Genomic DNA, 12178 nt, shown 5'->3' on the forward strand with positions numbered 1-12178 from the left:
GCCATGAAGCGGCTCACCGGAAGCTCCCGCCCACACCGCCCCCACCGCGGCCATCCCCTCGCGTGCCCGGACTGCGGGCAGTTGCCCGAACCGGCGCAGATGCGCCGCACGCTGGCGCTGGTCGCGGCGATCCTGCCCGTGGAACTCGCGGTCCACGCGCTGATCGTCGGCCTGCACCTGCCCCTGCTCCTGAAGGTCCTGCTGCTGACCGTCACCGCGACGGTACTGGCCATCTGGGTCGCCGAACCGTCGGCGGCCCGCCTGCTGCGCCGGTTCCTCCACGCCCCGGAGCTCAAGCGGCGCCAGGTGCTCGACGAGGCGCAGGCCCTGTGGCGCGTGCGCTTCACCCTGCCGGACCGGGCCGGGGCGCTGGAGCGCGTCACGCACGGGCTCGCCGTCGTTGGCGCCAACATCCTGGTCATCCACGTGCATCCGCTCGGCGGCGAAACCTCCCAGGTCCTCGACGAACTGGTGCTGTCCGCCCCGGCCGGCCTGAAGGAGGAGGACTTGGTGGACGCCCTGCACGGGGCCGGGGCGCGGGACGGGGCCGCCTGGCCGACCTCCCCGATGGCCCTCGGGGACGCGCAGACCCGCAGCCTGGGCCTGGCCGCCCGCGTCGCGGCCGAGCCGCAGTCCCTGCCGGAGGCCCTGTCCGAGCTGCTCGGCGCCGAGATCCACGCGCCGGGAATCGTCGTGGTCCGCAACTCCCCCGTGATGACGCCAGTGGGGTCGCCGCCGTCGGGCCTTCCCGCCCGTGAGGTGCTGGAGGCCGCCCGGGCGGCCGGGACGCTGCTGCGCCTGCCCACGGCCAGCGGGGAACCCCTGCTGGCCCACCGTCCCGGCGAGCCGTTCACGCCCGCCGAATCCGCCCGTGCCCACCGCCTCGCCGAACTGGCGGAGGCGGTCCAGGTGGCCCGCACCCGCTGGGCCGCCGAGACGGCCCAGCCGCAGGGGTCCGCCGGCTACTCGCCGGACCCCGCCGAGGGCGAGGGCGTCCAGAGCGCCACGGTGTAGTGCACGCCATAGGGGTCGTCCGAGTAGAGGACCTCAGCCTTTACCGCCTGGGCGGTATCACCGGCCGCACCGGATGCACCGGATGCACCGGCCAGGGCCTGCCAGGCGGGCCGGCCCGCGGCCAGGAGTTCGCGCGCCAGCGCCGGATCCACCGCCAGCAGGGTCCCGGCGTCGGCCTCGCGCAGGGCCTTGAGGATCCCGGCGTCGAACTCCGCGGCCCGCCCGTCCAGGTGGCCCGGTGCCTTGGGGCCGCGGCGGGCGCTGCCGTCCCCCATCGCCAGGACGGCGACGCGGCGCCCCGCACGCACCGCCTCCCGCCCGGCCGCGGCGCACTCGGCCGCCGGCGCGTCCGCCGCCAGCCCCACCAGCCGCCGTTCGCCACGCCATCCGGCCAGGTCCAGCAGCCGGGAGCCCACCCCCAGGCTGAGCGGCAGGACCTCGGCCCCTTCCGCCCTGCCCTCCTCAACCGCGGCGCCGTCAGCGGCCGGCGCCGCCAGCGGCCCGTAGCGGTGGACCGGCAGCGCGCCGCGGGGGTCGTAGTCCCGGCTGTCCTCCGCAGCGCCGATGACCACGATCGTCTCCGGCCGGCACGCCACCAGCCTCTCCACGGCACGGGTGCAGCTGGACAGGAGGGAGCGCACGGCCTCGGGCAGGTCGCCGGGCGGGCCGACCAGCTCGGTGAAAAGCAGCGGCGGATGCGGAGCAAGGGCGGCGGCAAGAAGCATTGCGGGGTTTCCTTACTTCGATTGCAGGATCCGGGGACCGGCGCCTAGGCGAGTCCCCGCAGGGCCAGCGCGGGGGCCTGGGTGCCGCGGATGGCGGCCACCATGTCGAGCGTCTGGCGCGTCTGGGCGGCCTCGTGCACCCGGAAGATGCGGGCCCCCTGCCACGCCGCGACGGCGGTGGCCGCGAGCGTTCCCGTCAGGCGCTCCTCCAGGGGGAGGTTGAGGGTCTCTCCGACGAAGTCCTTGTTGGACAGGGAAACCAGGACCGGCAGTCCGGTCGCGACCAGCCGATCCAGGTTGCGGGTGATCTCCAGCGAGTGGTGGGTGTTCTTGGCGAAGTCGTGGGCCGGGTCGATGATGATGCTGGCCGGGTCGACGCCGGCCTCCAGGGCACGGTTCGCCAGTTTCATGACGCCATCCAGGACATCGGCGGTGAGGTCGGCGTAGCCGGTCCGGTGCGGGCGCGTGCGCGGGGCCACGCCGCCGGCATGCGTGCACACGATGGCCGCACCGTATTCGGCCGCGACCTCGACCAGGCGCGGGTCCCACCCTCCCCAGGCATCGTTGAGAAGGTCTGCGCCGGCCTCGCAGACCGCCCGGCCGACCTCGTGCCTCCAGGTGTCCACGCTGATGACCAGGCGCGGATGCGCTGCGCGGACCGCGGCCACGAACTCCACCGTCCGGCGCAGTTCCTCCGCCACCCCGACCTCTTCGCCGGGGGCTGCCTTGACCCCGCCGATATCGACGATTTCGGCGCCCTCCTCCACCACCTGGTGGACGCGCTCCAGGGCGGCTTCGAAGGCATATGTCGCCCCGCGGTCGTAGAAGGAATCCGGGGTCCGGTTGACGATCGCCATGGTCAGCAGCTCGTCGGTGCCGAAGGTGGCCCCGCGGAGCTTGAGCTCCGCCGGACGCGGGGACGGGGCGAACGTGCGGACGGCGGTCATCGGTGGAGCTCCTTGCTTCGGTAGGCCGCCAGGCCGGTTGCCTTGGGGCGGACGGCGGACGGGACGTCGCGGCGGATGGGGCGGACCGCTCCGTCGGGGCCACGACTGAATTGGACCAGGTGGGGCGGGGCGTCCTGGGCCGCCGGCCGGTTCCGCTTCCGGTCGGCCACGGCCAGCAGTTCGGTGGCCATGAGGGACAGGTCGTGGATGCTCTGGTGGCTGTGGGCGCGGGCCCCCAGGTCCACCTGCGCCAGCCCGGCCAGCCCGTGGCGGGCGTGGGCCTCAAGGACGGTTGCCAGCTCCACGCCGTACCCGGTGGGAACCTCCATGGACTCGAACAGCGACCTGCGCACCGCCCACTCCCCGGCAAGCGGCTGCACCAGGCCGCCCAGTTCGGGCCACCAGAGGTTCAGCAGCGGCCGCGCCAACAGCTCCGTGACACGGCCCCCCTCGAGGCCGGCGGCCTGCCCCTGGTACGTCGATACCCTGTCGTAGAACCCCTTGACCAGCTGGGCGCGCGGAAGGTGGAGCATCGGGCCGAGCAGCCCGGTCACGAAGTGCACGCCCCACTCGGTGAGGTCGGCGTCGATGAAGACCAGGATCTCGCCCGTGGTGACGAAAAGCGACTTCCACAGGGCTTCGCCCTTGCCCGGGAGCGCTCCGAGTTCGGGCAGGATGCCGCGCGCGGCGTGGACCGTGGCCCCCGCTTCCCGGGCGCGGGCCGCGGTGCCGTCGACCGAATCCGAGTCGATGACCACCAGTTCGTCGACCAGGCCCGCCCGGTCCACCAGCTCCCGGCGCAGCGCCCCAACCACCCCGGCGATGGTCTTCTCCTCGTTCCGGGCGGGGATGACGACGCTGACCGCCACTCCGGCGGCGCGCTTGGCCTCCAGCAGCCCCGCCAGCGGCCAGTCGCCGCTGTGCGAGGTGTGGGGCAACGGCCACGCGGCCCGTGTCACCGGTTGCACCAAGAAGTCCTTCCCGCCCGTTGCGCCGCGCCTTGCAAGCCGCGCGCAAGGCGCTGGCGCCGCCAGCACAACCCTAGCGACAAGCACCACCCTACTGGGTGGCCCTGCCGGGCTGCCCTTCGGAAGGGACGGACTGCATGCGGACGGGCGGTAGGCTGTCCGGCGTCGGTGCAAGTCACTTCACCCAGCTTCTTGTTGCACTGCTTCACCACACTTCTTCAGGGGCTTTCAGGACCATGGATCTTCAGACCGCGGCAGCGTCCGCCGGGCCGGAACGGCCCTCACCCGACCGGCCGCACCCCGACCACGCACGCCCCCGGCCCAAGCGGCTGCTGCTTTGGCGGCACGGCCAGACCGATTGGAACGTGGCCGACCGCGCGCAGGGAACGGCGGACATTCCGCTCAACCGCACCGGCCGGGCCCAGGCCGCCGCCGCGGCGCCGGTCCTGGCCGCGCTGCGGCCTGACGGCATCTGGTCCAGCGACCTGTCCCGGGCCCGGGACACGGCCGGGGCGGTGGCGCGGCTGACGGGACAGCGGATCGCCCTGGACCCGCGACTGCGCGAGGTCGGGGTGGGGATCCGCCAGGGCCTGACCCGCGACCAGCTGGGCCGGCAGCATCCCGAGGTCCACCGGCACTTCACCTCGGACCCGGCCTACGTGGTGCCCGGGGCGGAGCACCCGGCCGACGCCGGGGCCCGGATGGCAGCCGCCCTGGGCGATGTCACCGCCGCGCTGGACGATGGCGGGACCGCGCTGGTGGTCGGGCACGGCGCAGCCATCCGCTGGGGCATCATCGCGGTGCTGGGCCTGACCGAACGCCTGTCCGGCCACCTGCCCGAACACCACCTGCCCGAACAAGGTCTGCACGGCACCGTCCAGGCACCGGCCAACTGCGCCTGGCATGTGCTGGAGCACCACCCGGGCGGCCGCTGGGTGCTGGCCACCCCGCACGGAATGGCGGCGGCTGACGTGGCTGACGACGCCGGCTACTTGTCCTCTGCGGCGCCCCCACCGGAGCCGGAGCTGGAGCCTGCGTCGGCGGACGCTTCGTCATCGAAGGGGGCGCCCTCCGACCTGTCCCTGAAGTAACGCAGAAAGATCATGTCCCCGGCCGCGAAGGTGTGCCCCAGCCGCATGGGCCAGCCGGCGTGGGGGCCCGGCGCGGTGATCCGCCCGGCCGTCCCCGCCTCCAGGAAGGGGGACAGCGTCAGGCACAGTTCATCCACCCGATCCGCGGCCAGGAGCGCACTGAACAGGTGTGGACCGCCCTCGCTCAGCACCCGCCGCAGTCCCCGACGCTCCAGTTCGGCCAGCATGGCCGTGACGTCGACGCCCCCGTACTCGCCCCCGCAGCGGATGACCTCCGCGACGTCGGCGAGCGCGGCGGCGCGCTCGGCCGGAGCCTCGGCGGTGGTGAACACCAGGGGCCGGTGGGGCGGGTTCGCGAAGATCCGCAGGCCCGGGTCCAGGTCCAGGTTCCCGCTCACCACCGCCATCACCGGATGCGGCTGCAGCCCGTGCTCCTGCCGCCACCGGACGGATTCGGCGGACAGGCGCAGCGCGCGGTAGTCCTCCGCCCGCACCGTTCCGGCACCGACCAGCACCACGTCGCTCAGCCGGCGCAGCGCGGAAAAGACGATCAGGTCGTCCTCGTTGTTGAGCCCGTCGGAGAGTCCGTCCCGGGTGACCGCGCCGTCCAGGCTGGCCACGAAATTCACGCGGAGGTGGAAGTCCCCGTCGTCACCGGTCCCGTACTTGGCCAGGACCTCGTTGATGTCCAGCATTGTGCCGCCTTCCGCCGCGTCGCCGAAGTGCATCATTGCAGGTGTCCGGCGTCCGGCGAAAGGGCTGCGGACAAGGGCTCCGTGTTAGATTCACCGGCATGACCCCTGCCCCCGCCGTGCCCGCCGCCGCCCTGCGCCTGCTGCTGGAGCAGGGCTTCGACTCCACCAGCGTGGACCAGTTGGCCGTAGCCGCAGGCATGAGCCGCAGCACCTTTTTCCGCCGCTTCGGCTCGAAGGAGGACATGGTCTTCGCCGACCAGGAGGCGGTGCTTGCCCGGGCCGGCGAGGTGCTCGCCGGCGGCGGCGCTCCCGGCCCCGCCGTCGCGGCGGCCGCGCTGGCGGTGTTCGACCACCTCACGGCCCAGCGCGAGGCCGCGCTGCTGCGCCACCGGCTGCTGCAGAAGGTCCCGGCCCTGCGCGACCGCGAACTGGTCAGCACCCACCGCTACGAGCACGCCTTCCGCACCTTCCTGGGCGGCGCCTTGGGCGGGGTGGAGCACGACGCCGGGCGCCGGGCCGCGTCGACGGCGTTCGCCGCCGCCGTGGTGGCGGTGCACAACGACCACCTGCGGCGCTGGCTGCGCACCCCCGTGGAGGCCATCCGCCCGGAGCTCGAGGCCCGGCTGGCCGAGCTGTGCGCGCTGTTCGGACCGTGGCTGGCAGGCCAGGCGCCCGGGCAGGCGGGGGCTCCAACGGTCGGGGCACCAGCGCTCGGGGCTCCGGCGGCCGGACAGGCCGTGCCGGCGCGGCCCGCCGTCGTCGTCACCGTGCTCGATCCGGGCGCGGGAACCGAATCCATCCTCCAAGCCGTCCGCGACGCCCTCGGGTAGCTGCGGGGCTCCCGCAGAAACTGAAACTGAATCCCTTGACGGTGATACCGAGTATCACCGAGGCTGGTGGCGCACCCCTTCCCCGGAAAAGGACGCCCCATGACCCCCCACAACATCCAGGCCCCGCAAGACCTCCAGGCCGCCGGCTTCCCCGCCGGCGTCACCGAACCGGAGTACCGGCTCTGGGGCGAGGTGGACACGGACCCCGCCGGAGTGTTCCGCGACATCCCCGAGGCGGACCGCACCTACTGGGACCGGGCCCGGCACTTCTGCCTGGAGGAGGTGCGCCCCGCCATCGACGCGCACTGGAACGCCGCCACCTACCCGCTGGACCTGGCCCGCCGGCTCGGCGAGCTGGATCTGCTGCGCGACGGACTCGAGGTGGAGGGCTACGCCCCCATGAGCGCGCTGGCGGCCGGACTGGTGAACATGGAACTCTCCCGGGGCGACGGATCGGTGGGCACAATTGCCGCCGTGCAGGCGGGCCTGGCGCTGCGCACGATCGCCGCCTGCGGCTCCCCCGAACAGATCGCCCACTGGGGCCCACGGCTGGCGACGGCGGAGGTCCTGGGCGCCTTCGCCCTCACCGAACCCACGCACGGATCGGACTCCGTCTCGCTGGAGACCCGCGCCGTCCGCGTCCCGGGCGGCTACCGGATCAGCGGCGAGAAGAAGTGGATCGGCAACGGCTCGCTGGGAGCCGCTGGCATCCCCGCGCTGACCGTCGTCTGGGCCCGCGACGGCGGCGGCGCGGTGCGCGGCTTCCTGGTTCCCCAAGACTCCCCCGGCTACGTGGGCACCACCATCGAGGGCAAGCTGAGCCTGCGCGCGATCTGGCAGGCGCACATCCGGATGGAGGACGTGTTCGCCCCGGACACCATGGTCCTGCCCGGCGCCAACAGCTTCAAGGACGCCGCCAAGGTCCTGGTCGCCACCCGGCTGGGGGTGGCATGGTCCGCCGTCGGGCATGCCACCGCCTGCTACGAGACGGCCGTGCAGTACGCCGCCCAGCGCGTGCAGTTCGGCCGCCCGCTGGCGGCCTCGCAGATCGTCCAGGAGCGGCTGGCCCGGATGCGCTCCGAACTGGCCACGATGCAGCTGATGGCGGTGCAGATGACGCGGCTGGAAGCGGCCGGGGACCTGGCCCACGTCCAGGCCTCGCTGGCCAAGTACACCTGCACCCGCACCGCACGGCGGATCGCCTCCACCGCCCGCGACCTGCTCGGCGGCAACGGCATCCTGCTGGAGAACCGCGTGGCCCGGCATTTCGCGGATATCGAAGCCATCCACACCTACGAGGGCACGGAGACCGTCCAGGCGCTGATCATCGGGCGGGACATCACAGGGATCTCCGCCTTCGCCGGCTAGTTTTCCTCGAGGAACGGCACCAGGTGCTCCAGCACCGGACCGGCCGGGGACAGCGTTCCGGCGTGCGTGCGCCCGGGCAGCTCGACGAACCGCGCGTTGGGCATCAGCTCCGCGGCATGCCGGGACTCCCGCAGCCGCTGGCCGTCCCGGGTCCCGGCAAGCAGCAGGGCGGGCAGGCGCAGCTGCGGCAGCACGAACTCGCCCAGGCCCGGCTCCACCTCGGTCCGCTCGAAGTAGGCGGCCAGGGCCAGCGGGTCGTTGGCCAGGAACGCGGCCCGCGTGCCCGGGTCCACCGCCCACCCGGCGGCCTCGAGGCCCGCGACGAAGCCGGGCATCCCGCCGTCGTGCAGCGCCTGCGCGTAGCCGTCGAAAAACAGCTTCGCGATCTGGCCGGACTGTGATTGGTAGGTGCCGCCGAGCGTGGCCAGCGTGCGGACGCGCTCCGGCACCGTGGCCGCGAGCGTGAAGCCCACGCGCGAGCCGAACGAGTACCCCACCACGTGCGCGGCACCGATTCCGAGCGCGTCCATCACGGCGACCACATCGGCGGCGACCAGCGGCATCCGGTACGCGTCGGAGGTGTGCGGCTTGCCGCTGCGGCCGTGGCCGCGCAGGTCGATCCGCACCGCCCGGAAGCCGGCCAGCGCGGGCGTGTAGCCGAGCCCGCGCCAGATGGCGCGGGAGAGCGCGGAACCGTGCAGGAGCACGACGGCGGGTCCGTCGCCGCCGGCGTCGTCGTACGCGATGGGGGTCCCGTCCAGCGGGTTCGTCACAGAAGGCACCATCCAAGTTTAGGGTCCGAGGGACCCGCCCCGAGCGCCAGCGAGGGGTGGGAGGCCCCTAAACGTTAGGGTCCGAGGAGCAGCCTGCGGGCCCGCACTCACATGCTGTTCTGACGGGTTTTTCAGGTTGCACCCAGCTTCGGTCCCTAGAGTCTTTACTACCTCTTGAAGGTGCGAGTGATGAGAGCACCGGCCGGAACTAACGACCATTCCCCCCAACGGGTCGTCCGGCCGGTGCTCACTCCTTTAAGCCGCGGCGTGTGGACCCTCAGGGCTCTCGGAGTGCCCGGCGTCCCTCGACAGTCCGCCGGGGCCGGACCAGACTGGTGTCACCACGACCGCCACGTGATCCAGGAGGACCCCATGAGCGAAGCCCCCAACGAGACCAGCCCCGAAGACACCGAGGTTTTGTCGCGCGCGAAGGATCTGCCCGAGGACTGGGCGAGCGCCGAGCGCGACCACGACAAGGAGCTGCAAGACGGAGCCCGGCACATGACCGACGAGGAAAAGGTGGAGGAATGGGAGGACGAGTCGTTTCCGGCCTCCGACCCGCCGTCGAACTACTAACGTCCCCCGCCCTGCCGGTTCCCACCATTCTCAAACGATGCGTTCAGCCTACTCACAGGGGGCGTCCCTAGGCTGAAAGCACCTTCTCAAGGTGCGAGTGATCAGAAGCACCGGCCATAGCGGAGTAGTCGCCTCCTTGTCCGCTATGGCCGGTGCTTCATTTAACGCCCCCGGACGCCCGCCCGGGAATACTTCGGCTAACGGTTACGGCGGGCGTTCTGCGTGGCATTCTTGGACCATGCCACGGTCCGCAGAGCACAACACCACCGCCCCGGACGACCCCGCCCTCCACGCCGGCACCGGCGGAGCCCCGGAAGGGCTGGCCATGCGCCCGCCGGAGGGCCCGCAGCCCCCCATCGAGTCGGTCGACCGGGCCCTGCAGCTGGCGCGGGTCCTGCGCCACGAGGGCGCCCTGACCGTGACCGACGCCGCCGAGCTGCTGGGGGTTGCCCCCTCCACCGCCCACCGGATCCTGACGGCCCTGACCTTCCGCGGTTTTGCGGTCCAGGACAGGGAACGGCGCTATCTGGCGGGGCCTGAGCTCGGCGCGGGCTCTCCCACGGCGATCGCCCACTCGGCGCTGCGCGCGCTGGCCCGCCCCACCCTGGAACACCTGCACGAGGTCTTGGGTGAAACCGTGGCGCTGGTGGTGCTGCAGAAGCAGTCGATCAGGTTCCTGGACTCCATCGAGGACACCGCGCAGAGCCTGCGGGTGTCCCTGCCCCTGGACGGCACCTTTCCGGCCCACAAGGCAGCCGCCGGCAAGGCGTTGCTGTCCTTGCTGCGCAACGAGGCCATCGATGCCCTCTACGCGGAGGCCGGTCCGGAGGGGCCCCACCCGGCTACCCTCAAGCGGCAGCTGGCGGCGGTCCGCAGGACCGGCTACGGGTCCAGCTTCGACGAGATCGGGCCCGGGGTCGCCGCGCTCGGAGTCGCCATTCCCCTCGGGGCCCGCCCGTTCTCGGCCTTTGCGGTGGCGATCCCCGCCGCGCGCTACGACCGCGACCGGCTGCCGCAAATCGTTGGAGCGCTCAACGAGGCCGCCATGGACGCGGCCAAGCGCCTCACCAGCCACTCCTAGCGCGCGGGGCAGGCCCTCTCGTGTCGACTTCGTCGCCACGCAGGGGCCCGACTGCCCCGCGCTTACCGGGGGACAGCCTAGGACGGGTGGTGCCCCGCGCCGGAGAGCCGGTAGGAGTCGTCCAGGAGTTCGCCAAGCTGGTCCTCGTCGATGCGCTCCAGCCGCACCAGCACCACCAGCGGGGTGTCCTCGTAGGCGGCGGTCCAGAAGTAGGTGTCCGGGTCCTGCGCCTCCAGGGCATCCCGGTCCGCGGCCTTGACGGAGAGCACGCCGTCTTCCCAGATGCGGGCCATCATCGAGGCGGCGAACCATGCGGGACGGCCGTGGCTTTCCCGCTCGGCCACGCCGGGCAGGGAAAGGCAGATCCTCCGGACATCGTCCTCGCTGGGCATGCGCCCAGCCTGCCAGCAGTGCCCGGGGGACACAAGCGGCTCCGGGAGCCCCTCCCCCGAGGACAGTGGAAGCGCGTACGGCGACTGATTCGGTTGCAGGATGGACCCAATAAAACCAATTCATGACTGAGAGCATCAATTTGCAACGAATTGGAGCCATTCTGGTGGTTCCGACTTTCCAAATCCGCAGTTTCAGGCAACCATAGTGGGTGTGCGGCGCGCCACATGTGGGGCGCCGCACCCGCAACACCCACCACCCGCAGCACCCACAAGTTGTACAGCAGATTGGAGCCCCCGCTGTGACCACCCCCCAATACCGCGTCGTGAATCCCGCCACCGGGCAGACTGTCGAGGAGTTCGCCTCGGCCACCGACGCCGAGGTCGGGCAGGCCCTTGAGGCCGCGGACGCCGCGTACAAGGCCTGGCGCGAGGTGCCCATCGAGGAGCGCGCCAAGGTGGTGCACCGCATCGGGCAGCTCTTCACCGAGCGCGCCGAGGAACTCGCCTCCATCATCACCGAGGAGATGGGCAAGCCCCTTTCCCAGTCCCGCGGCGAGGCGGAGTTCTGCACCGACATCTTCGAGTACTTCGCCACCGAGGGCCCGGCCCTGGCCGCGGACCAGGAGATCAAGCCCATCGGCGGGGGCAAGGCCGTCATTCAGAAGCTGCCCGTGGGCCCGCTTTTGGGCATCATGCCGTGGAACTACCCCTACTACCAGGTGGCCCGCTTCGCCGCGCCGAACCTGGTGCTGGGCAACACCATCATCCTCAAGCACGCCGAGTCCTGCCCGCGCTCGGCGCTGGCGATCCAGCAGATCATGGACGACGCCGGCCTGCCCGCCGGCGCGTACGTGAACCTCTTCGCCACCCACGCCCAGATCGCGGACATCATCGCCGATGACCGCATCCAGGGCGTGTCCCTGACCGGCTCCGAACGCGCCGGCGCCATCATCGGCGAACTCGCCGGCAAGAACCTCAAGAAGGCGGTCCTCGAGCTCGGCGGCTCGGATCCGTACGTGGTCCTGGACTCGGCCGACGTCGCGGCCTCGGCGGCCGCCGCGTGGGAGACCCGCATGGAGAACATGGGCCAGGCCTGCAACTCCAACAAGCGCATCATCGTCATGGAAGACATCTACGACGAGTTCGTGACCGCCCTGACCAACCACGCCAACGGGCTCGTCCCGGGCGACCCCGCCAAGGAGGAGAACGGCACCTTCGCCCCGCTCTCCTCCCGCGCCGCCGCGGAAGGCTTGGCCGCACAGATCAAGGACGCCGTGGACAAGGGAGCCACCGTCCACGCCGGCGGCCGCGCCGTCGAGGGTCCCGGCGCCTACCTGGAGCCGACCGTGCTGACCGGGGTGACCGAGGGTATGCGCGCCTACCAGGAGGAGCTGTTCGGCCCCGTCGCGGTGGTCTACAAGGTCTCCTCCGACGCGGAGGCCCTGGAGCTGGCCAACAACACCGTCTACGGGCTCGGCGGCGCCGTGTTCTCGCAGGATCCCGAGCGCGCCCGCACCCTCGCCCGGCAGCTCGACGTCGGCATGAGCAACGTCAACGGGGTCGGCGAGGGCGCGGACATGCCCTTCGGCGGCGTCAAGCGCTCCGGCTTCGGCCGCGAGCTCGGACCCCTGGGCATGGACGAATTCGTCAACAAGCGCCTCTTCTACATCGCCGAGTAGCGCAGAAGACAGCACGACGCCGGAGGGCCGGGTTCCGTA

13 protein-coding genes are annotated in these 12178 nt (G+C 72.1%); 7 read left to right on the forward strand and 6 right to left on the reverse strand.

Annotated features, from left to right (window positions below):
* The first annotated feature begins 3 nt into the window (after nt 1–3).
* Nucleotides 4–1014, forward strand: a complete 1011-nt coding sequence (locus tag ABD912_RS15440; RefSeq protein ID WP_345152093.1) for an ACT domain-containing protein — start codon at nt 4–6, stop codon at nt 1012–1014.
* Here the strand turns inward: ABD912_RS15440 and ABD912_RS15445 are convergent.
* The 3 genes from ABD912_RS15445 to ABD912_RS15455 are packed head-to-tail and all read right to left on the reverse strand — an operon-like array spanning nt 963 to nt 3654.
* Complete coding sequence (locus ABD912_RS15445) at nt 963–1739, reverse strand: class III extradiol ring-cleavage dioxygenase family protein (RefSeq protein WP_345152095.1); 777 nt, start codon at nt 1737–1739, stop codon at nt 963–965. The genes ABD912_RS15440 and ABD912_RS15445 overlap by 52 nt on opposite strands.
* 44 nt (nt 1740–1783) lie before the next feature.
* Nucleotides 1784–2686, reverse strand: a complete 903-nt coding sequence (folP, locus tag ABD912_RS15450) for a dihydropteroate synthase (RefSeq protein ID WP_345152096.1) — start codon at nt 2684–2686, stop codon at nt 1784–1786.
* On the reverse strand, nt 2683–3654 hold the full coding sequence (locus ABD912_RS15455) for a glucosyl-3-phosphoglycerate synthase (RefSeq protein ID WP_345152098.1): 972 nt from the start codon (nt 3652–3654) through the stop codon (nt 2683–2685). Before ABD912_RS15455 ends, folP begins: the two co-directional genes overlap by 4 nt.
* A gap of 236 nt (nt 3655–3890) precedes the next feature.
* Between ABD912_RS15455 and ABD912_RS15460 the strand changes: the two genes are divergently transcribed.
* Nucleotides 3891–4745 carry a histidine phosphatase family protein gene (locus tag ABD912_RS15460; RefSeq protein ID WP_345152100.1) on the forward strand — a complete coding sequence of 285 codons (855 nt, stop codon included), beginning with the start codon at nt 3891–3893 and terminating at the stop codon, nt 4743–4745.
* On the opposite strand, the gene ABD912_RS15465 is transcribed toward ABD912_RS15460, so the two are convergent.
* Nucleotides 4643–5440, reverse strand: coding sequence for a pyrimidine reductase family protein (locus ABD912_RS15465; RefSeq protein ID WP_345152102.1), 798 nt, complete (start codon nt 5438–5440; stop codon nt 4643–4645). The two genes, ABD912_RS15460 and ABD912_RS15465, sit on opposite strands and share 103 nt — an antisense overlap.
* A gap of 98 nt (nt 5441–5538) precedes the next feature.
* Between ABD912_RS15465 and ABD912_RS15470 the strand changes: the two genes are divergently transcribed.
* Nucleotides 5539–6270 carry a TetR/AcrR family transcriptional regulator gene (locus ABD912_RS15470; RefSeq protein WP_345152105.1) on the forward strand — a complete coding sequence of 244 codons (732 nt, stop codon included), beginning with the start codon at nt 5539–5541 and terminating at the stop codon, nt 6268–6270.
* A gap of 99 nt (nt 6271–6369) precedes the next feature.
* Nucleotides 6370–7638 carry an acyl-CoA dehydrogenase family protein gene (locus ABD912_RS15475; RefSeq protein ID WP_345152107.1) on the forward strand — a complete coding sequence of 423 codons (1269 nt, stop codon included), beginning with the start codon at nt 6370–6372 and terminating at the stop codon, nt 7636–7638.
* Here the strand turns inward: ABD912_RS15475 and ABD912_RS15480 are convergent.
* Entirely contained in the window at nt 7635–8420 is a 786-nt protein-coding gene (locus tag ABD912_RS15480) for an alpha/beta fold hydrolase (protein ID WP_345152111.1), read from the reverse strand. The genes ABD912_RS15475 and ABD912_RS15480 overlap by 4 nt on opposite strands.
* A 363-nt stretch (nt 8421–8783) precedes the next feature.
* Here ABD912_RS15480 and ABD912_RS15485 point away from each other — a divergent pair, with 363 nt between their 5' ends.
* The gene (locus ABD912_RS15485) at nt 8784–8987 is read left to right on the forward strand and encodes a hypothetical protein (RefSeq protein WP_345152112.1); all 204 of its coding nucleotides are present in this window, start codon (nt 8784–8786) and stop codon (nt 8985–8987) included.
* 238 nt (nt 8988–9225) lie between these two features.
* Nucleotides 9226–10068: an IclR family transcriptional regulator gene (locus ABD912_RS15490; protein ID WP_345152114.1), complete on the forward strand. Its 843-nt coding sequence runs from the start codon at nt 9226–9228 to the stop codon at nt 10066–10068.
* 77 nt (nt 10069–10145) lie between these two features.
* Here the strand turns inward: ABD912_RS15490 and ABD912_RS15495 are convergent, their stop codons facing one another.
* Nucleotides 10146–10460, reverse strand: coding sequence for an MmcQ/YjbR family DNA-binding protein (locus ABD912_RS15495; RefSeq protein ID WP_345152117.1), 315 nt, complete (start codon nt 10458–10460; stop codon nt 10146–10148).
* Nucleotides 10461–10759: 299 nt separating this feature from the next.
* On the opposite strand from ABD912_RS15495, the gene ABD912_RS15500 reads away from it, so the two are divergent.
* Complete coding sequence (locus ABD912_RS15500; protein ID WP_345152119.1) at nt 10760–12139, forward strand: NAD-dependent succinate-semialdehyde dehydrogenase; 1380 nt, start codon at nt 10760–10762, stop codon at nt 12137–12139.
* Nucleotides 12140–12178 lie beyond the last annotated feature (39 nt).

This window comes from Arthrobacter ginkgonis, from assembly GCF_039540195.1.
In the GTDB taxonomy this organism is placed as follows: Bacteria; Actinomycetota; Actinomycetes; order Actinomycetales; family Micrococcaceae; genus Zafaria; species Zafaria ginkgonis.